The organism is Colwellia marinimaniae, from assembly GCF_002207865.1.
Lineage (GTDB): Bacteria > Pseudomonadota > Gammaproteobacteria > Enterobacterales > Alteromonadaceae > Colwellia > Colwellia marinimaniae.
This window is the reverse complement of the sequence record NZ_BDQM01000371.1, coordinates 1-255: the sequence shown is the minus strand read 5'-3', so window position 1 is coordinate 255 and position 255 is coordinate 1. Positions and strand designations below refer to the sequence as shown.

General features: G+C 65.5%; 1 protein-coding gene. It reads left to right on the top strand.

Features of this window, described 5'->3' with window-relative positions:
* Positions 1 to 248, top strand: a 248-nt coding sequence (locus tag MTCD1_RS19700; RefSeq protein ID WP_200818691.1) for a hypothetical protein, incomplete at its 5' end; no start/stop codon positions are given.
* Positions 249 to 255: the final 7 nt, after the last annotated feature.

Genomic DNA, 255 nt, shown 5'->3' with positions numbered 1-255 from the left:
ATCCGGGCTACTACTTCGGCTACGACAGCCCGGCCTTTCGCGCCCTGGTGGAGCGCCACGCCAGCGCCACCAACGCGCGCGAGCGCCAGATGCTGTTCTCCCAGATGCAGCGGCACTTGGCGCAGGATGCCGTCAACGCCTGGATCTTTGCCCCGCAGATCGGCACCGTGGTACGCAAGGGCCTGCGCGGCACCTGGATGAATTACCCCATCTTTGCGCACCAGATCGCCGCCATGTGGTGGGAGTGAGCAACCA